16 protein-coding genes are annotated in these 19,699 nt (G+C 37.1%); 6 read left to right on the top strand and 10 right to left on the bottom strand.

The features are described from left to right. Positions 1–281: 281 nt before the first annotated feature. The 8 genes from NLF99_RS07070 to NLF99_RS07035 all read right to left on the bottom strand — a co-directional run bounded on the left by NLF99_RS07070 (position 282) and on the right by NLF99_RS07035 (position 7,783). Positions 282–1,142, bottom strand: a complete 861-nt coding sequence (locus NLF99_RS07070; protein ID WP_254527386.1) for a hypothetical protein — start codon at positions 1,140–1,142, stop codon at positions 282–284. Between the two features lies 1 nt (position 1,143). After that, the gene (locus NLF99_RS07065; RefSeq protein WP_254527385.1) at positions 1,144–1,782 is read right to left on the bottom strand and encodes a hypothetical protein; all 639 of its coding nucleotides are present in this window, start codon (positions 1,780–1,782) and stop codon (positions 1,144–1,146) included. A gap of 174 nt (positions 1,783–1,956) precedes the next feature. Further along, the gene (locus NLF99_RS07060) at positions 1,957–2,625 is read right to left on the bottom strand and encodes a DNA alkylation repair protein (protein ID WP_254527384.1); all 669 of its coding nucleotides are present in this window, start codon (positions 2,623–2,625) and stop codon (positions 1,957–1,959) included. A gap of 362 nt (positions 2,626–2,987) precedes the next feature. After that, positions 2,988–3,611 carry a hypothetical protein gene (locus NLF99_RS07055; protein ID WP_254527383.1) on the bottom strand — a complete coding sequence of 208 codons (624 nt, stop codon included), beginning with the start codon at positions 3,609–3,611 and terminating at the stop codon, positions 2,988–2,990. 122 nt (positions 3,612–3,733) lie between these two features. Then, positions 3,734–5,011 carry a TolC family protein gene (locus tag NLF99_RS07050; protein WP_254527382.1) on the bottom strand — a complete coding sequence of 426 codons (1,278 nt, stop codon included), beginning with the start codon at positions 5,009–5,011 and terminating at the stop codon, positions 3,734–3,736. A gap of 1 nt (position 5,012) precedes the next feature. Continuing rightward, positions 5,013–6,146, bottom strand: coding sequence for an ABC transporter permease (locus tag NLF99_RS07045; protein WP_185216588.1), 1,134 nt, complete (start codon positions 6,144–6,146; stop codon positions 5,013–5,015). Positions 6,147–6,150: 4 nt separating this feature from the next. Then, entirely contained in the window at positions 6,151–7,101 is a 951-nt protein-coding gene (locus tag NLF99_RS07040; RefSeq protein WP_254527380.1) for an HlyD family secretion protein, read from the bottom strand. Beyond that, positions 7,082–7,783 (bottom strand): ABC transporter ATP-binding protein, encoded by a 702-nt coding sequence (locus NLF99_RS07035; RefSeq protein ID WP_254527375.1) that lies wholly within the window; start codon positions 7,781–7,783, stop codon positions 7,082–7,084. The genes NLF99_RS07040 and NLF99_RS07035 overlap by 20 nt, the downstream gene beginning before the upstream one ends. Before the next feature lie 156 nt (positions 7,784–7,939). Here NLF99_RS07035 and NLF99_RS07030 point away from each other — a divergent pair, with 156 nt between their 5' ends. The 5 genes from NLF99_RS07030 to NLF99_RS07010 all read left to right on the top strand — a co-directional run bounded on the left by NLF99_RS07030 (position 7,940) and on the right by NLF99_RS07010 (position 14,129). Then, the gene (locus NLF99_RS07030) at positions 7,940–9,964 is read left to right on the top strand and encodes a beta-L-arabinofuranosidase domain-containing protein (protein WP_254527374.1); all 2,025 of its coding nucleotides are present in this window, start codon (positions 7,940–7,942) and stop codon (positions 9,962–9,964) included. A gap of 19 nt (positions 9,965–9,983) precedes the next feature. Continuing rightward, the gene (locus NLF99_RS07025; protein WP_254527372.1) at positions 9,984–11,099 is read left to right on the top strand and encodes an acyltransferase family protein; all 1,116 of its coding nucleotides are present in this window, start codon (positions 9,984–9,986) and stop codon (positions 11,097–11,099) included. A gap of 68 nt (positions 11,100–11,167) precedes the next feature. Continuing rightward, a complete protein-coding gene (locus NLF99_RS07020; RefSeq protein WP_254527370.1) occupies positions 11,168–12,019 on the top strand; it encodes an AraC family transcriptional regulator in 852 nt (283 codons plus the stop codon). A 98-nt stretch (positions 12,020–12,117) separates the two neighbouring features. Beyond that, positions 12,118–13,455: an amidohydrolase gene (locus NLF99_RS07015; protein WP_254527368.1), complete on the top strand. Its 1,338-nt coding sequence runs from the start codon at positions 12,118–12,120 to the stop codon at positions 13,453–13,455. 2 nt (positions 13,456–13,457) lie between these two features. Continuing rightward, positions 13,458–14,129 carry an ankyrin repeat domain-containing protein gene (locus NLF99_RS07010; protein WP_254527366.1) on the top strand — a complete coding sequence of 224 codons (672 nt, stop codon included), beginning with the start codon at positions 13,458–13,460 and terminating at the stop codon, positions 14,127–14,129. A gap of 42 nt (positions 14,130–14,171) precedes the next feature. Here the strand turns inward: NLF99_RS07010 and NLF99_RS07005 are convergent, their stop codons facing one another. Next, complete coding sequence (locus NLF99_RS07005) at positions 14,172–16,001, bottom strand: alpha-L-fucosidase (protein ID WP_254527364.1); 1,830 nt, start codon at positions 15,999–16,001, stop codon at positions 14,172–14,174. A 303-nt stretch (positions 16,002–16,304) separates the two neighbouring features. Between NLF99_RS07005 and NLF99_RS07000 the strand changes: the two genes are divergently transcribed. Then, positions 16,305–17,114: a helix-turn-helix domain-containing protein gene (locus NLF99_RS07000; protein WP_254527361.1), complete on the top strand. Its 810-nt coding sequence runs from the start codon at positions 16,305–16,307 to the stop codon at positions 17,112–17,114. On the opposite strand, the gene NLF99_RS06995 is transcribed toward NLF99_RS07000, so the two are convergent. Further along, positions 17,111–19,558, bottom strand: a complete 2,448-nt coding sequence (locus tag NLF99_RS06995) for an outer membrane beta-barrel family protein (RefSeq protein ID WP_254527359.1) — start codon at positions 19,556–19,558, stop codon at positions 17,111–17,113. The two genes, NLF99_RS07000 and NLF99_RS06995, sit on opposite strands and share 4 nt — an antisense overlap. Positions 19,559–19,699: the final 141 nt, after the last annotated feature.

Genomic DNA, 19,699 nt, shown 5'->3' with positions numbered 1-19,699 from the left:
ACTTTTATTTTTCTAGGTCTAAATTATATGTTTTGCTCATCCGAAACCGAAGTTTCGACCTATAAGGTAAAATGTAAGATAAATAAAATTTGGTTTCCAGAGGAAGGAATGACACCAAAAGTAGTAAAAGCGGAATTCGAAAACGGATTCCATAAAAGAATAGGGCTCTCAGAAGGCATAAGAATTCAAAATGTACATCCAGATTCTTTGAATGTCTATTTATCCTTGGGCTTATTTGGAATTCCTGTAATCAAAAAAGTGGAATTTGATCATTCGCATTCTTAAAAACCGTTCAAATATGTGCCTCCGTCCATTTCAATAGCCATAAAATGGATGATACTTCCGTAATTATCTGTAGTAATCGGTTCTAATAAATATTTTAATATAGTTTTTATGGGATCGGGGTTGTTCAATTCTAAAGGGACATCTTCAAAAATATTATAGGAGAAAGTGGCAGTTTCTATAATTATCTTTTGCTCTTCTGTCAATGCTTCATCTTTAATATACCTATTCAATGCAACTTTTAAGCTGTTTTCATCAAAATCAGATTGAACAAAGATCAACGCCTTCCTTCCCCAAGTGATACTTATAACATAGATCAGGTCATCGTCTTTTAATTTAGCCAATTCCTCTAAATAATTCTTGATTCCATCGCCCCCTGGATCTATAAACATATCAAATAAGGGAATCTCATATTCCACAAGAATATTGGATTTTGGCATTTTGTTATTGACGTCTAATCCAAACCATTTTCCAAGGTCCATTTTTTGGCCAAAATTAGTATATAGGTCTTCGAGGTTTCGAATAGAGTAGAATGAATAACTCGCAATTCCTGCATTTCCTGTTGGAGCACCTTTTGCCTTCAATTCATCAGAAATTACCTTGTACATGTTTTCCTTGTTAGGTACTATTTCAGGAAACTCATATTTAAACGAGGTTGAAATGGGGGTAATCTTTTGATTGGTTTTGATATCCTTGAATTCATGCTTCTCTGTATTGATCGATTTCTTACTAAGTACGGCGCCTAGAAATAAGCCTTCCGGATTTTTACCAAAGTAAGTCGAAGAATTTCTTGGTTCCTGAGCCGATAGGAGACCCAAGGTTAATATATAAAGCAAAACAGTTATTAATCCAGTTCTCATTTTATTTCTTTTCAGGGGTAAATACATAATTCTTCTTTAACCAGATTAGTCTGGAATTATTCAAGGGCTCTGAATCAAGTAAATGTCGGTTATCGGGCATTTCATATTGTTGACCAATACTTAGCTGAGCTCGGTTCTTATTATTGGCGTTTTTTTTGAAAAAGCTAATTTTAAGGGTTAGGGTTGAATCAGCATTCCTTGTTGCCCAATTTTTCCAACTATTGTTTTTGGATTCATGGATTTGAAGAGTTTGCTCTGTCCATTTTATCTGATAGGATTCCATGGGCATTTTTGATTTATGCACAAACATGGAGTCTTCTTTGATCAGGATGGAATCTGGCTTGAAATAGGTCACACGGTTCCCGAAATGCAATTTGATATCTGCCTCGCTTAGGTCCTTTACCACAAAGCCCTTAAGGAATTCTATGAAATCTTCATTTTTTTCAGAAGTGAATTTATATAAAATAGCTTTGGGTTTTTCAACAGGTTCAGGCTCTGGCTCTGGTTCGGGTTCCGGTTTTGGAGCTGGCTTTGGTTCAGGTTCGATTTCACTTGGTCCGCAAGAATGTAAACTAATGAAGAAAATGGAGAGCGGAATTATTAATAAATAAATAGCAAAGCGATTGGTTATTAATGTCATACCTTAGTTATTAAAAAATTGGTAACAGCTAGAAAAAAAGTGTAATTAACGTAAATATAAAAATAATTTCTATTTATTTAATAAAATAAATAAGGTGGTTGAAAATTAGCATTTCCAACCACCTCATTTCGATTTGATATAAACCTATTGTTAAATTTAAATTAATAACCTTTCTTATTGCTTTTCTCTGCTTACAAAATAGTCGATCCAAATTGGCGCAAAAGGAGAGGTACAGCCCTTAGATACTGGATAGTCCTTGTAAACACCTAATTTATGTCCGATTGCAAGAGCACGGTCCCTATATTGAGGTTGCTTTATGCCAATTTGAGCTAAGGTACTGTTCATGGTCCATTGTATTTCAGGTTTTGCTTCGAGCATATGTTTTTCAATATAATCCAATAATTTTGGGCTGTCCTCCAATTCAGGATTCCTCGCTATATTTCCGGAAATCAAACTCCATGCTAGTCGCTGCAACATGACATTATCAGCTTTTTCCCACTCTAATCTTAAAGTTTGCTTATCTAAACTGTCTTTAACCAGGTAACTATAAAGCCAATCAATAACATTTGTGAATTTCTCTGATGAAACCATCGCCGTCAATTGTGCATTACTTAATTTTTTAGGGTCAAGAATAAGGATGGCTACACATCGTGCTTCCATGTTGTTGGTCTCCCATAGCTCAAGTCCAAGTTCTTGATCCTTTTTAATCTTAGTAGCTATCTTACGAACATCGCCCATTTTCACACCGTATTGATTATCGCCTGCACCTCTTTTTTTATTCTGAGCTATCAGTTTTTCAGATCCTAAGGACTTTAATTCCTCAAGAATTTCTTGTTTGGTCATCTTTGCCATGTCTTTATAGGAAGTTTAATGTGGTAATTCCTGTGATTAGATGTTGGTATGAACCATTTCATCTTACGTAAAAATAAGAAATCTTGAATAAGATTGATTCACAACATAAAAAAACTCCTTAGGCGGGGAACCTAAGGAGTTTTAACTAACCAATTATTAACCTAAATTATGAAATTTGATTAGATATATTCAATGTCTGTGCCGAAATGGAAATTAACATTTCGTTTAACTATTTTTAACATTTTCTTGTTGAATGCCAATAAAAACATCTTAATCCATTGCTATTTATTTTATTTTTAAGTCTGCTGACAATCTGACATTCAAAGGTATTGTACAATTTGTCATTCAGTAGATTATGTTTTTGAAACAATCAGTTCTCCTTTTATCATATTTAAATCTTCAACACATCGCTTGCAAGATTCGAAGCGTCTTATTGGGCTTGGCATCTCTTTGGCTTTTTCATTCGAATTAAATTCAACGACATATCCAATTTGATCCATAGTCGTAAAATATACGGTGTCTGCATTGTTTTTGTTGGCAGAATTGTATACCATTATTCTCTTATTGGCGGATCGGTTATCTATCCAAAGGTCCATTTTTTTAGAGGTCAACCAACCCGTAACCTTAGCATTATATTGAAGGTACAAAGGGTATTCTAGATAATTTAATAGATAACAATAATGTTTGAAATCAATTTCATAAGGGAACAGAAGCAAGCATGTATTGGGGTCAATCCGAATAAGTTTGATGATGACATGGTATTCCATTTCGTTGATCATCTCACAAAAATCCATGCAGGCTGCCTGGACCTCATTGTAAATTGGGCCTTCAACTAGGATACCTTTGTCATTATTTATTTGGGGATAATCATTTTCGGAAAATTCAGGCCGACTCGCAGTTGACTTACCAGTAATCCAGCTCACTATAAGAACAATAATGACTATAGCGATGATAACTATACTAATAATTGTACTCATGGCTTTCTTAAATTAATAATGGTTTGATAGACCGCTATAAGAAGGGCCGTTCACTTAAAAATAGAAATAAAATGTTGATAATAAAATAATTGCTGAATTTTATTGAAGCTTTTAATGTTGACTTATTGTTCCAAAATTATTTTCAAAAGATCATATTTAGCTTGCCAAATGTCCTGACATGATTTTAGGTAATCACTATTGGCTTTATTGAAGTCAATTAATAGTATTCTGCCCGCCTGATAGGCGGCCAACTTTTCTTCTTTGTTTTGTAATGCTAGGTCCTTGATTCTATTTAGACTTTCAATCTTTTGTTTTGAAAAAATGATTTTTTCCTGTTTTTGTTTTTTGTCGATTTCATCATTCAATTGAAGGTCTTCCAATTGTTGTATATAAACTTTTTCACTGAGTTCAGCTTTCTTTATCGCGTTGCTATTACTAAAATATGCTGAAATTGGAATTCTCAAACCTAGATTTGCATAACTATAGCCATACCAATTGCTTTTGTCAATAATATTAAAGGAATTACTGAAATACTGAGCCCCATAATAAGCGTTAAATGACAGGCTGGGTAGAACCTGTCGCTTTATTCCCTTTAATTGGACCATGGATAATTGCTGGTCAAGCTCAACCAGCTGTTGGTCATAGATCTTTTTTTCAAAAGCACCCAACTCCATTAATATTTCTTCCATATTGTTGCTCAGCACCCTAATGGAATCTAGCGGATAATACCTGCCTAATTCTAAATTTGCCTCTTTTAAAATTGACCATGATTCATGCATCAAGATCTTTTTTCTTTGTACTTCTTGCTGTGAAAGACTGTAATCTTCAGAACTTCCTCTACCTGCCAAAAATCTTTCCTTATTGATGTTGTTGATCTCTTCAAATAGAGCGGAATCTTTAAGGGCAAATTGATATTGTTCGGTTGCTAAAACAATCGAAGCATAGGCCAGGGTAGAATTAATCTTCCAATCCTGCTCTGCTAAAGATTCTTCCACCTTGGCTTTCTCTAAAGCGATCAGGTCCTCCTGTTGTTGGCTCTTCCTATTAGGATCGAAAAGGTTCCATTCCAATTGTAAACCAGCTTTGGAATTCCATTTTGTAGAAAATTTCAATGGTAATATAGCACCTTCCTCTGCATTGGGGTCAAAGGCAATTGCAGGAACCGGCGTCGTTGGAATAATTAGATTCCTCTGCAAATTGGCGTCGCCATAAATTACTGGAAATCGCTCAGACCTCCTTACATTCAATTGGGCTGCCTGAACTTCTTTATTCAGTTTCTTAACTTTTAGATTACTCGATTGACCTATATAGTTCCACAGATCCGAAATGCTCAGGCTCTGGGCATTTCCGGATAAGGTAAATCCAATTAAAAGTAAAATAAGATAGATAGATTTCTTCATGTTAAAAAACTGATGCGGGTTCTAATTTTGATATTTTTCTAACGGCAAAAAGAGATCCCCCAATGGATATTATCATGGTTACCAAAAGCAAAAACAAAGCAAATGGTATACTTACATTTATGTTTAATCCGCTTTTTTCAACCCCAAACTTAAACCCATAGATCAATAACATCGCTACAGCATATCCAATGGTTGCATAAAGAAACGCTTGCGCAATGATCAGGCGGTTTACAAATTTGTTTTTAGCTCCAATTGCTTTTAAGGTACCATAGTCTTTGATCCGGTCCAATGCAGAAGAATATAATGTGAGGCCAATAATAAAAAATCCAGAGATCATGGCGAATACCACTAATGTGCCAAAACTCATCCCCATATTCGATGAGACCAAGATTTCCTTGACTGTTGAAGATTTTAGTTTTTCAGCATCCCAAGCCCTTAAATGGGGAAAGTTCTGATTGATTACCTCGATCATCTCCTTTTTATCTTGCCCTTCGGCAAGCCTGGCAATGATTAAACTGACCTTATCATTCGGGAAGTTTCCAAAATAACTTGCATTTTCTAAAGTCGTATACATAAAGCTGGCTCCAAATGCCTGGGCATTTTTGGTGATGACCGCTAATTTTGCACTCTTGCCATTGATTTCAATTGGTTTATTAAGATATAGTGAAGTTTCCCAACTTCTTGCATTAAAATATTCTGCACTGACGGCGTATGGCTGTAACAGATCCTGAACTGAGCCGCTATCAATTTTATTTACCTCCGGTCCCATCAGAAATGCTGGGGCTGGTGCACCAACTAAAGTGACTGCAGCAGTCTTGCCATCCAGAAAAGTGGCCTGAGCGTTAGCCAATATTATTGGAGTTGCTGTTACTATTCCTTTTAAGCTGCCGATTTCTTGGACAGATCGCTGATCAATGCTGTTTATGGAATTTACATTTCTGCTTTGGGACTCAATTATCCATAAATCATCTTTTTCAACGGGCGCATTGTTAACCAAGTTTCCCATTAAACCCATCAGAAAAAATAGGAGGCTTAACTGTTGTCCAATGAGGAATACACTGATCACGATTGCAGTGACTATTCCAAAGCTTTTGGCCCGATCAAAACGAATAAATTTCCAAGCTAATCCCAACATGCTATCACAATTTTATCCTACATTCAACTTTAGAATTGATCAATAGAGTAGAATTGCCCTCAGGTTCTATGCGAATCCTTCTTACCCTTCGATCTTCTGCCTCATTTGCCGTCTCAAACAATATGGATTTGTTCATTAGGGTAGGACTCAAATAGACAATCTTTCCTTTTCCGATGACAGCAGGTTTACCCACAAAGTTGATGTCTACAGTTTGTCCGATCTTTACGCTATCCGCAAATAATTCATCAACCTCGGCCTCAATGACTATATTTTCGCTGTCGACTATTTTCCCTAATTCAGCTGTACCATTGATGGTTTGGCCAATCTCCACGTTTAGTTCAGATACTATTCCTTTCTTGATGGCTGTAACCTGATAATCCTTTAAGCTTTGTCTATTTTTTGCAATGATGATGGATTGTTCTTTTTCCGTAGCTTGATTGGCCCTGATCTGACTTTTTAAACCTGAAATTAATTCTTCCTGTTGCTTGACATTGGAAAGATCTTTGTCTACATTTTCCCTTGTTTCTGCATTTTTCGCTAAAAGGGACCTAGACGTTTCATATTTCGACATTAACTCTTTTAATATGATTTCCTGCTTGGCCAAATCCTTGGTACTTGCTTGATGTTGAGCTTTTAGGCTCTCTAATTGGCTTTGTGATTGAGCAAGATCTAATCCCTCCATATTTTCTTTCAAGGTCATTAAGACCTGTCCTTGTTCCACTACATCACCTTCTTTGACCATTATTTCCTTGACCTCGGCACTGATCGGTGAACTTATCTGTACCCAACCACCTTCCGGTAATACCTTACCGATTGCAATGACTGAGCCGTAAATTGCAGACAGCTTCGCTTTCTCTTGCTCTTCTTGTTTCTTCTTTTCGTTTTTGCAACCAATTAAAGCAGTCAAAATCATGAAACAACCAAAAATGCTTAACCTATTTATAATCTTCCTCATTGCGAATACTGTTTGAAACATTTCCTTCCTCTACATAAATGACATGATCAGCGAATTTTCTCAACCTTAGGTCATGTGTGACAATAATTACTGCCTTACCTTCTTGCGCGAGATCCTTGAGTTCCTCCATGATAATGGCTGCGCTTTTTGCATCTAAGGATGCTGTTGGCTCATCACATAAAATCATGGTTGGATTGGTCACTAAGGCCCTCGCTATGGAAACCCTTTGTTTTTGACCCCCACTTAATTTTTTGGGCAAGTTGTGCAAACGATCGGCAAGACCAACTGCTTCTAGGGCTGCAATTGCCTTTTCTTTCGCTTCCTTTTTATCCACCGCTTGCAGTAAAAGGGGTTGCATCACGTTTTCCAAAGCTGTGAGAGGCTCCAAAAGGTTGAACTGCTGGAATACAAAACCTATATCATGCAACCTTAAATCTGCAAGTTTGTTTTCCGACAGACTTGTTACCTCTTTGTCTTTATAGAAAACCTTTCCAGAACTAGGATAAATGATGCAACCAATGATGGATAATAAAGTTGTTTTTCCAGAACCGGAAGGCCCCATGATTAAGGTCAATTTGTTGGACTCAAAACTTAGGCTACTTTTAGCCAATGCAGTAATGCTAGTGTCTCCAGTTTGATATATTTTTTCAACGTTTTCCAGGCGAACGATTTCTTCAGGCATGCTTTTCCAGCTTTGTTTTTAAAAATAACCAAGAATTAGCCTAAAGCCAAAAACAAAAGCTAATTTCTTTATTAAAATGGGAAATGATTATTAAAAAAGCCTTAACTTCATGCTAAGGAATGTCCTTGCGGATTTATCTCAAATAAACCTAATACCATGAATAAACTAATCAATTTGTCTTTATGTGCCTTTCTATTGACATTCGGAAGTGTTCATCTTCAAGCTCAACCCTATAAACAGAATAAAGCGCCGCTCATCCAGAAACCTTTTATGGAGTTGCCTTTGGGAGCAATAAAACCTCAGGGTTGGTTAAAGGAAATGCTGAACTCCCAGAAAAATGGAGCTACGGGACAATTGGATCAGCTCTATCCATTAGTCATGGGAGACAGAAATGGATGGCTTGGAGGAGATGGTGATCAATGGGAGCGAGGACCTTATTGGGTGGATGGACTCTTGCCTTTAGCATACCAGTTAAATGATAAGGGATTAAAAGCAAAAGCGCAACGCTGGGTGGAATGGGCCTTACAAAGCCAATCTGAAGATGGCTATTTTGGACCTGCGAAGGATTATGATCATGAACCAGGAATTCAGCGGGACAATTCACATGATTGGTGGCCTAAGATGGTCATGCTCAAGATACTGCAACAGGATTATTCCGCAACTGAAGATCAAAGGGTAGTAAACCTCTTTACTAAATATTTTCACTATCAACTTAGAACCTTAGAAGAGAAACCACTAGGACATTGGACCTTTTGGGCTGAATACCGTTCAGCCGATAATCTTCAGGCTGTTTATTGGCTTTACAACATTACGGAAGACCCTAAATTGCTTGAACTTGCAGATATCTTGCATGCCCAAGGTTTTGATTTTACCCAAAAGTTCATTCAGCGGAATATGTTGGCTACTTTTAGAAGCATTCATTGCGTGAATTTAGCGCAAGGGCTGAAAGAACCAGTAATTTTTTACCAACAAAGTAAAGACCCAAAACATCTGGCCGCAGTGAAACAGGGCTTATCTGACATTAAATTATTTAATGGTCAGGCGCAAGGAATGTACGGTGGGGATGAGGCCCTGCATGGTAGTAACCCGACGCAGGGATCGGAACTCTGTTCAGCAGTTGAATTGATGTTTTCCTTGGAAAAGATGCTGGAAATAACCGGAGATGTTGGTTTTGCAGAACACTTAGAAAAAGTAGCATTCAATGCTTTGCCAACCCAGATTTCAGATGATTTTATGCGCCGTCAATATTTTCAGCAGGCCAATCAGGTTCAAATTACTAGACAGATGTACAATTTTGATGTCAATCATCAAGGGACCGATGTGGTTTTTGGACTTTTGACGGGTTACCCATGTTGTACTTCCAATATGCATCAAGGTTGGCCCAAATTCACGCAAAACCTTTATTATGCAACCGCAAATAAAGGAATTGCATCCATGATCTATGCACCTTCATCTGCAGTTGTAAAAGTTGGCCAGGCTGGAAAAATTGTTCAAGTTTCGCAAGAGACTTTTTATCCATTTGAAAACAGGATCAACCTTACATTTAATCACAGAGAAAGTGCTATTGAATTTCCTTATCAGCTTAGGATACCCACTTGGACAAAAAATGCCAAAATCCTGATCAATGGCGAAGAATTCAATGTAGATACAAAACCTGGTTCTGTAATCGAAATAAATAGAGCCTGGAAAAACAATGATGTCATGTCTTTGGACTTTCCAATGGAATTCAACTTTGAGACCTATCACGAAGGTTCTCGGGCCATAGAAAGAGGTCCATTGGTTTATGCATTGGATATCCCAGGTGAAGAAAAAGAAGTGTTCCTTGAAGACAAGGAAAAGGTCGCCTATGGAGATTCATTTATTGAGGTCCGGCCGACAGCAGATTGGAATTACGGTTTGCCTTTGTTCAACAAAAATGAAATGGCTTCGCTATTTCAGGTTTCTGAAAAAGACAATGCCAATAAAGCCTATCCTTGGAACCGTGAAAATGCACCAATTGAATTAAAAGTAAAAGCTAGGCAACTTCCGTTTTGGAAATTATATAATGGAATGGCAGGACCGATGCCGACAGCTGATATGTACGGATTAAATATCAATGATTTAAAAGAAGTTGAAATCCGTTTGATTCCATATGGTTGTACCACATTAAGGATTTCTCAATTTCCTATGCTTAGAAAATAAACCTATTGAACCCTATTTTATGAAAGTTATCCCTTCACAACGATTAGAGTCCCTAGATATACTCAGGGGACTGGACCTGTTTCTGTTGGTTTTTTTACAGCCTGTTCTGATGTCAGTTGGGCAAATATGGGACAACCCTGGATATCACAGCATGTTGACCCAGTTTGAACATGAAGCTTGGGAAGGTTTTAGACTATGGGATATAATTATGCCCTTGTTCCTCTTTATGACAGGGATTACCATTCCATTTTCTTTAGATAGAAAAATCGGAAACGATAGTCCCGACGTATACAGGCACATCATAAGGAGATTTCTGATTTTGTGGATCATTGGAATGATTGTTCAGGGTAATCTCTTGGCCTTTGACTGGAAAGTATTACGGTTATATTCCAATACCTTACAAGCTATCGCAACAGGATATCTAATTACCTCTTTGGCTTATCTCCATTTCAGCTTCAAAAAACTCATAGGTATGGGTTTGTCCTTATTGATCATTTATTCTATCCCCATGTCTACTTGGGGAGGTTATGAACCCAATTATAATTTTGCCATTTATCTCGACAAAATGTTCCTTCAAAATTTCATGGATGGAGTGAAATGGCAAGGCGATGAATGGGTGTTTTCTGAACATTATCAATATACCTGGATCTGGAGTAGTTTAACCTTTATCGTTACAGTTTTGATGGGATGCCTTACTGGTAAAGTAATTAAGGATGGCAAAGATAAAGACCCAAATGGAACAACCGTAAAATTGATCATTGCAGGTGTAATTTGTATTGCGGTTAGCTTAATATGGCAATTTCAACAACCAATCATCAAGAAAATATGGACAGGGAGCATGACCCTGTTTTCAGGTGGAATATGTATCTTATTAATGGCCATATTCTATTATGTGATTGATGTCAAGCAAATAAAGATGCCCTTTCGCTGGTTAAAAGTTTATGGAATGAATTCCATCGTTGCTTATGGATTGGCTGAAGTTATTGATTTCAGGAGCCTGGTTCATTCTTTGACTTTTGGTTTAGAAAAACACTATGAAGAATATGCCCATTTGATCCTGACCGTCGGGAATTACTCTATTGTCTTACTTATCCTTATTTTCTTGTACAAAAGAGGGATTTTTGTCAAAATCTAGATTTGAACAGATGATTCCGTTTGCTATTCCTTAATTTTAGGTTACTTAATCTTTTCTGAGGAAATCAAATGGATGACAAAAATGTAATTCCTACTCTAGATATGCATGGTTTTCGTGAGGAGCAATTCGCCGGTAAGAAAGAATTGCTCTTCAATGAAATCCTTGGCGAAAAGATAATTGAGAAACCCCATAAACATGATTTCTTTTTTATTATTCTTTTTGATCATGCCTCAGGAATCCACAATATCGATTCTGTTGATTATAGCATTGGAAATAGGGAAGTCCATGTGCTTTTTCCTGAACAGATCCATAAATGGCATATCCAGGAGGGTTCAAAGGGATATCAGCTCATGATTGACAAAACCTTTCTTGAACAGTTTGCACCAGCATTTCGTTATTCTTTTACAAATTATCAGAACCATCCTGTTATTAGGCTCAGCAATGAAGCTTTCGAAAAATTGCTATATGAGTTCAATGCGATTCGAGATGAATTGTTGCTTACTCAACCTGTCAACCAATTGATCTCTGCACGTGCCGCTGTAATTGCCGCATTAGTGAGCAAGGAGGCCGAATTTGATATTGAGGAATTTAAGGTCTATCAAACCAATCCACGATTGGCTAAGTTCAATTGGCTTATTGATAAATTTTACAAGGAACAGAAATCGATTACTTTTTATGCAGAACAATTAAACATCAGTGCTAATTATCTCAATATCCTTTGTAAGAAAAATCTTAAGGTATCAGCAAATAAGCTTATCCATCAGCGAATTACTCTCGAATCAAAACGGCTATTACAAACTTCTGAGCGAAGTATTAAGGAAATTGCTTTTGATCTCGGTTTCTCCGACCATGCCTATTTCTCCAACTTCTTCAAAAACCAAACAGGTTTAAATCCAAGTCAATTTCGTTCGCAGTTATAAAATTTACAAGAAATTGGATGTAATTTCCAAGATATTGGAACTAGATCATCCTACCTTTGTATTATAGATCACAATAGCTCATTCAAAATTAATTGAATATGAAACTTTCAAGAAAAGACTTCTTACGGAATTCAGCCATGAGCGTTGCAGGAATAGCATTTGGAACAAATGCGTTTGCTGCAAACGCTGATAAGACGGCTAGTGGGACTCCATCCATCAACTATTATAAAAACATGAAAAATCTTAAACTTAAAAATGTAAGGCTTGAAACTGGTTTTGAATATTTTGAAGATGAGGTGGCTTCTACAAAAACTGATCTCTTTTCCGTTGATATCGAAAATGGAAAAATCAAAAATATCAGTTCCAATACGAATGATCCCGATGCAGTTGATGCCAAAGGACTATTGATGTTGCCTTCCTTTAAAGATATGCATATTCACCTTGATAAAACTTATTATGGTGCTAATTGGCAGGCCGTAAAAAGAAGGAAAGGAGGAGTGAAGGGGATGATTGCCCTGGAACAGGAAATCATGCCGGAGCTATTGAAGAACTCAACCTTCAAAGCGGAGAAACTGATCGAGTTATTACAGTCCCATGGGTCTGCATTTGCAAGGAGCCATGTCAATATTGAACCCACATCGAAATTAGATTCCCTAAAAAACCTCCAAAAGGCATTGGACCATAAAAAAGATGGTTTTGGAGCTGAATTGGTAGCTTTTCCTCAACATGGGGTTTATTATACCGACTCTGTTCCATATTTAAAAGAAGCTGCTAAAATGGATATTGATTTTATTGGCGGTCTTGATCCCTTCAGTATTGATGGAGCTATCGAAAAAACTATGGACTTTACCGTTCAATTGGCTTTGGATAATCAAAAAGGAATTGATATACACCTCCATGAAACAGGTGATTCCGGAGTGCAGACCATTGAATACCTGATTAAAAAGGTTAATGAAAATCCAATCCTGAAAGGAAAAACTTATTTGAGCCATTGTTTTGCTTTAGGAAAAATTGACCAAGCAAAACAAGAAGAATTAGCCGAAAAATTAGCTGAAGCAAAAGTGGGAATAATATCCACGGTTCCATTTGGAGGATTAATCATGCCAATACCTACCTTAATGAACAAAGGGGTAGAAGTAATGGTCGGTAATGATAGCATAGTTGACCATTGGAATACCTTTGGTTCAGGAAGTGTTTTGCAAAAGGCAAATTTGGCAGCGCAATTATATGGTTACTCAACTGAATTGGCCTTATCAAGAATGTTGAGCTTAGCGACTGCAGGTATCACACCATTAGACGACAAAGGAAATCAACTTTGGCCAAAGGCGGGTGATAATGCAGACTTGGTTCTGATTGATGCCAGTTGTTCAGCTGAAGCAGTTTCAAGGGTTTCTGAAGTTAAATCTTTAATTTATAATGGAAAGGTAGTTTATTGATTATGAAAGCATTAACAATGAGTTTATGCCTTGCATTAGGATTTTCCTCATGCCAGGCCTCAACAAAGAAAGAACAGGAGTTAGAAATCGTGGATCAACAAGGATTAGTGAAAATGGTGGAAAGTAAAAATGTAAAGGCCGTGGAAACCGCATTGAAAGCTGGACAAGATGTAAATACGGTAGATGCCAATAAACGGAACTTGCTATTGATTGCTACGAAAAACCAAGATTTACCTATGGTAAAGTTGTTGGTTTCCTATAAAGCAGATGTTAACCAACAAGCTGACAATCTGGATAGTCCATTTCTGTATGCTGGTGCAACCGGTCAAACGGAAATGCTCAGATTATTTTTAGAAAATGGAGCTAGGTTTGATGTGTTCAATCGTTACCATGGATCGGCATTGATTCCAGCGTGTGAACGGGGGCATGTGGAGACTGTCAAGTTATTGGCAAATACTAAGGGATATCCTATCGATCATGTGAATAGATTAGGATGGACAGCCTTAATGGAGGCAATCGTATTAGGAGATGGCACCGAAAAATACCAAGAGATTGTTCAAATCCTAAAGGATGCAGGATCTAGAATGGATATTCCAGATAAAGATGGGATAAGTCCAGTTCAACATGCCAAAAACAGGGGATTCAAAGAAATCGTTAAAATAATAGAGGGATAAATCGAAAGATTTATCCCTCTATTATTTTAACGATTTCCATATTTAGAGATTACTTTCTATAGCACCTACCTCTTCAGAGAACAATTCAATAGGTTTATCGAGCAAAACAGCAATTACAGTTGTATTTTTATCCAATCTATCCTTAGGAATATCAATATAAACTATTCCAGGCGTAGCACTCCAATATAGCTTGTTATAAATCTCATGGCCAATCATAGACCCTTCACCAACAATACGGATCCTCGCAATATTGTTCTTCAATCCCTTGATGGCAATTGGACCTGTAGGTTTACCCTCCACAAATAGATATAGCGTTTGTTTGTCTGGGGATAAGGCCGTTTTTCCGTTAAAGTGATTTGCTGGGATTCCTTTAGCTGCATCTTGGAGAATTTCAGCATGTTTTTTAACCCAATTCTTAGTTTCCTCGCTATGGAAATTAAAGGATTCAGCTAATTTGCTGCCATCATCATTGATAGAACCTTTGAATAGGTTTGCACCAATTGAGGTCATATCCACAATTTTACGGATAGATTCTTGCGGGGTTTTCGCATAGAGAAAGTCAGTAATGCCAACTGGTTCTGGTAGGATGTGAGGATTAATAGATGGCTTTTTATTGAATTTTACAGCAACTACGGAAGCAACTGGGTCAAAATTAGCTGTAGGAATCTGCAACTTCAATTTGCCAAATTCATACTCAAAAGGAACATTTTCGTTTGTTCCTAGCATCTTTATTTCCAAAGGTTTATCATCAAAACCTTGCATCTCTACATAATCCTTAACCTGATCCAGGTAGATAAATAAGGCTTTTCCATCTTTAGAAAAACTGTTCTTTTCATTTACTAAATCTTGCGATAGACCAGCTCTAGTACCATAGATTGCTTCGGAATATTTCTTGGTCCATCTTGCTAATTCCTTCAGAATTGCAACCTGTTCTTCAGGAATTGTTCCGTCAGCCTTTGGGCCGATATCTAACAACAAGTTTCCACCCATTGCCAAACATTCAATCAAGGTTCTTACGATCATATTTGGACTCTTGTAATGTTTGTCAAAATGCTGGTATCCCCAAGAGTCATTCATGGTATAGCACAATTCCCAATATCTATGGTCAGGGCGTTGAACTGGAATACCTTGTTCTGGAGTAGCGTAATCCCCATGGTTATTCAATCGGGAATTGATAATGATGTTTTTATTATACTTACGAAGTAAATCTAAAGTTTCCTTGGCTTTCCATTCTTCAGAAGAATGCTCCCAGTCTCCATCAAACCAAATTAGGTCGGGTTTATAAGCAACTGACAATTCCTTTAACTGTCCTTGATAATAATCTTGAAATTTGGTCCATCGATTAGGCTCATCCTTGATATCATACCTTTTTTGGGTTCTCGTAATGATATCGTAATTCGGGTGGCTCCAATCAGGTAAAGAGAAGTAAAGTCCGGTTTTTAAGCCCGAAGCTTTTAGTTCCTTCACAAATGGAGTCAATACGTCTTTTTTTGCAGCAGCGTCTTTGGCAATAGTAGTTGGTTGGTCCATTTTACTGTCCCATAAGGCTACTCCATCATGGTGTTTTGTGGTAATAACGGAATACTTAGCACCAGAATCTTTAATTAATTGAACCCACTCTTTTGGATCGTATTTGTTAGCAGTAAATCCCCGGAGTTGTTTCATATAGTTATCATGACTCAGATAATTATTGAAAAATGCCCAAGATTCTGATATTCCATCCACAGAGTATATTCCCCAATGAATAAAAATTCCTAATTTAGCATCATCGAACCATTCCATTTTTGGGCTTTCAATGTCTTTTTTGTTTTCTTGCCCATTAACATGTGTCATCAAAATCCCTAATGCCAATGTGATTAGTGTGCGGCGCATAAAGTATATTAAAAAGTTTAAGTTTCTACTTGACAAATAATGATACGGATAAATTCTTTAATAGCTTAAATAAAGCTGAAAATTCACAAATTTTTCTGAGATGACTTTAGTCTTATTCGAGGCATATTCCGAATTTTCCGAATATGTCTCGAATAAGACCAAAGCGAAGTCTAGAGCATTGTCTAAAAGTTTTTTCATTTTTTTGAATTTCTAAATTTTCTGGTTATCATTTTTAGATGTCTAAAAAAATTAAGGAATTCCAATATATTTGATGGAATAGCGGAAATATAATAGTTTCACAAGATGCAAGGAAAGAAAATAACCATTAAGGATAAACTAGAGCCTCAGCGACTGATAAAAGTAGCTGCATTTGATCGAGCTAAAAATCGAACGAGACCTCATAAACATAATGGTTATCTAGAATTGGTTTTCCTTTCTTCGACCAGCGGTAGACATTATATTGATGGGAAGGAAGCAGAGGTGAAAGTACCCTGTATCTTGGTAATCCGAAAGGATAATGTACATCATTGGGAATTGGAAAATCCCGTAGAAGGCTATGTGCTTTTGCTGAAGAAATTATTTGTGGAGCAAAGCTTAGATTTTGAAATCAGTAGGTTAGTGGAAGAGGTTGTCCAATTTGACCAAATCTTCTTAAAAGAGAAACTTGCCATAGAACAGATTTTAGGATTGTTGGCGACAGAGAATAATAAAATCGTACAGGAAGGGTTGTTTAAAGCCATGTTGGCAAAGGTTTTGGAGAATGCTGATCAACAGATTTCTTCAAAGTTCATCCAGAACAACCTGTATATAAAGTTTTGCGAATTGCTGAACAAAGAGGCAAAAGTGGTCAACCATGTTGCTCATTATGCTTCCCAATTAAATACCAGTCCACAAAATTTAAGTGCTGCCTGTAAGAAGCATGTTAACCTTACGGCATCCGAGGTATTGGCGGGATATATTATCAAAGAAGCCAAAAGGCTATTGTTTTACACATCAAACAGCATTTCAGAAATTGCTTTCATGCTAGGCTTCTCTGATAAATCTAATTTTTCAAAGTACTTTAAACGCTATACAGGAATTACACCCACGGAATTCAAGAAACAAGATCCTTAAAATTCCTTCTCACCGAACTCACTTTTTGGAAGTTTAATGATCTGATTCAATTTATGTAGGTTGAAATTCAGATTGATCAAAAAGACATTCTTTTCATAGATGTAATTTGTCGTGGTATAGAAATCATTTGAATAGGTCGTAATTCTTTGTTCATTAACTCCCCATTTCTTGTTGAGTTCGATAAACTGCCATAGCAATTGAGCCGTAATGGCACCTTTTAAGAATCCCTTACTGAGGTTGAAATGTGGAGTCAGGAACCTTGAATCCTTTCCTTGAACTGTTGGTCTTTCGGATAGGTAATTGACCTGTAAACCGGTGCTCCAAGTTGGAGCAAAATCTGCTTGTATCCCAGCATTGATGGAGTACACCCAGTCTTGGTTTGTTCGGGTTTCTTGATAGTTCAGTACCTTTCCTGAAACCTTGTAATTATAAATATTTGCACCAGCATTGACCTTTAACCATGACAATGGCTTTCCCTCGCCACCGATTTCCATACCATATCTTGAAGCATAGTCTGCATTGGTAAATACACGGCGTAAGATCGTATCCGCATAAACAGAGTTTACACGCTGGATTGGATTTTTAGTATGTTGGTAGTAAGCATTCAAGAATAAACTACCTGCATTTAATTTTTTCACAAGTCCCGTTTCCGCATTTGTAGTGAATTCAGGTAATAACTCCGGATCACCTTGTTCCAATGTTTCCGAGTGTTCACGCTCAGGAATAGGGTTTAGCTCAAAGTTATTGTTTCTTTGCACCCTTCTTGCAGCTGCTAATTTCCATGACCAACCAGCTCCCAGATCATGCATCAGATTAAAGCTTGGGTAGAGTTGGTGGATGGAATAGGGATATTCTTGATTATTGTCCAATAGCAGGAGATCTCTTTGATAATACTCATAACGAAGGCCAAGGGAAAGTTGTGTGTTGTTGAATTTCCGGTCATATTGGCTAAACAGGGCATGTACTCGGTTGGTTGCATTTAAACGGCCCGTGAATTCAGGGTTTATTTGAAGGTATTGGCCACCCTTTTCCTTATAAAAGTATTCAAAATTTCCCTTTTGCCTATCATTCCTTAGTTGGTAACCTGAAATCAATTCTGCATTGTCGAATTTCCATTGATGTTGTAGGGAAAGCCGCAAACCATGCAATGGATTTGTATAGATATTATGGGACCATTGCACCGTATCGACGTTGTTTTCAATATTCCCATTTTTTGTGGATCCATAGATGTTGGCAAATTCATAGATGGCTCCCAATTGTAGGGAGTGCCTTGGATTTATTTTATATTGATAAGAGAAGTCCACTAAGTAAAACTCACCTTGTTTGTTCTGTAGATTGGAATTGAAGTAATCTAAGCTGGAGATTTGATCGCCGCTGGAAGGCTGGATAGTTCTGTTATTATAATGAATATCAGCGAGCCTATCTTGGAATCTTCTTGAAGCCAGAACCCCTAAATTCAGGTTGTGTTTTTCAGATAGTTCATATGCAGCGTTTAATCTTAATCCGTAATTGTATTTGTCAAAACTACGTTCTCCTTTTGAAGGGAAGAAGGTTTGTTTGTCTCCAATGATGGTATTTACATCACCATCCCTGAAGCCAGCATTATCATTTCGAAGGTAGTTGGCAGATCCATTGAGTTCCAGCTTATCTTTTTTCAATTGGAAAGAAATATCACCTCCGAATCGTTTTTGACTTTCGATATTGTCATAATCGTCGATGCTAGGTAAGCCAGTCTGAAGGTTTAAGATCCATGCGAATCCATTTGCTGCTGATTTCTTTGTTTTTAAATTGATAATACCACCTTTTCCATCTGGATCATACTGCGCAGTAGGGCTTGTGATATATTCCACTTCTGAAACATCATTGGCAGCAATCTGCCCGAGTATGGTAGCAGGATCTATAAAGGATGGTTTACCATTGATTAGTACGATAACACCTGAATTCCCACGCATACTGATGTTTCCATTGGCATCAACTGATGCTGAAGGAAGGTTTTTGACGATATCTAAAGCAGTTCCGCCGACAGCATTTTTATATTGGCTGGCTTGATAGGTCTGTCGATCACTGCTATGTTTCTGGGCAGCGATATTTGCCGTAACAGTTACCTGTTCTAAACTTTGCTGAGCACTAGAAATTAAGATGTTTCCTAAATCAATGGATTTTTGACCCTTTATTTCAATTGGACTGTTCTTTTGACTGTAGCCAATAAACTTGATCTGTAATATGTATGGACCATTTTTCAGGTCCGTGAACTGAAATCTACCGGTTGTATCGGTAATCATTCCATCGATTACCTTTTTGTTGACATCTAATAATCCTATACTGGCATAGGCTATTGGAGCTGATGATAGTGAATCTTTAACTGTTCCGGAGATTTTTGATGTTTGGGCGATGCTAAATTGAATAGAGAAAATGAAGCAAAGTATGGCAATAATCCTTTTCAATGGTTTAAGTTTTTTTTCAAAAATAGAAAAGTAAAATCAGGATATGGATTGGATTGGAAATTATACCATTATATTTTCAAATCGACTTTTTATTAATTGAAAAATCCCCAATACGATTAGGTATTAGGGATTTTTAATGGG

Source organism: Sphingobacterium sp. LZ11T8 (assembly GCF_024261425.1).
In the GTDB taxonomy this organism is placed as follows: domain Bacteria; phylum Bacteroidota; class Bacteroidia; order Sphingobacteriales; family Sphingobacteriaceae; genus Sphingobacterium.
This window is presented reverse-complemented; position numbering and strand designations above follow the sequence as displayed.

Excerpts from the sequence above, each read along its gene's own strand:
- NLF99_RS07070 (WP_254527386.1), bottom strand. The coding sequence starts at position 1,142 with ATGAGAACTGGATTAATAACTGTTTTGCTTTATATATTAACCTTGGGT.
- NLF99_RS07065 (WP_254527385.1), bottom strand. The coding sequence starts at position 1,782 with ATGACATTAATAACCAATCGCTTTGCTATTTATTTATTAATAATTCCG.
- NLF99_RS07060 (WP_254527384.1), bottom strand. The coding sequence starts at position 2,625 with ATGACCAAACAAGAAATTCTTGAGGAATTAAAGTCCTTAGGATCTGAA.
- NLF99_RS07055 (WP_254527383.1), bottom strand. The coding sequence starts at position 3,611 with ATGAGTACAATTATTAGTATAGTTATCATCGCTATAGTCATTATTGTT.
- NLF99_RS07050 (WP_254527382.1), bottom strand. The coding sequence starts at position 5,011 with ATGAAGAAATCTATCTATCTTATTTTACTTTTAATTGGATTTACCTTA.
- NLF99_RS07045 (WP_185216588.1), bottom strand. The coding sequence starts at position 6,146 with ATGTTGGGATTAGCTTGGAAATTTATTCGTTTTGATCGGGCCAAAAGC.
- NLF99_RS07040 (WP_254527380.1), bottom strand. The coding sequence starts at position 7,101 with ATGAGGAAGATTATAAATAGGTTAAGCATTTTTGGTTGTTTCATGATT.
- NLF99_RS07035 (WP_254527375.1), bottom strand. The coding sequence starts at position 7,783 with ATGCCTGAAGAAATCGTTCGCCTGGAAAACGTTGAAAAAATATATCAA.
- NLF99_RS07030 (WP_254527374.1), top strand. The coding sequence starts at position 7,940 with ATGAATAAACTAATCAATTTGTCTTTATGTGCCTTTCTATTGACATTC.
- NLF99_RS07025 (WP_254527372.1), top strand. The coding sequence starts at position 9,984 with ATGAAAGTTATCCCTTCACAACGATTAGAGTCCCTAGATATACTCAGG.
- NLF99_RS07020 (WP_254527370.1), top strand. The coding sequence starts at position 11,168 with ATGGATGACAAAAATGTAATTCCTACTCTAGATATGCATGGTTTTCGT.
- NLF99_RS07015 (WP_254527368.1), top strand. The coding sequence starts at position 12,118 with ATGAAACTTTCAAGAAAAGACTTCTTACGGAATTCAGCCATGAGCGTT.
- NLF99_RS07010 (WP_254527366.1), top strand. The coding sequence starts at position 13,458 with ATGAAAGCATTAACAATGAGTTTATGCCTTGCATTAGGATTTTCCTCA.
- NLF99_RS07005 (WP_254527364.1), bottom strand. The coding sequence starts at position 16,001 with ATGCGCCGCACACTAATCACATTGGCATTAGGGATTTTGATGACACAT.
- NLF99_RS07000 (WP_254527361.1), top strand. The coding sequence starts at position 16,305 with ATGCAAGGAAAGAAAATAACCATTAAGGATAAACTAGAGCCTCAGCGA.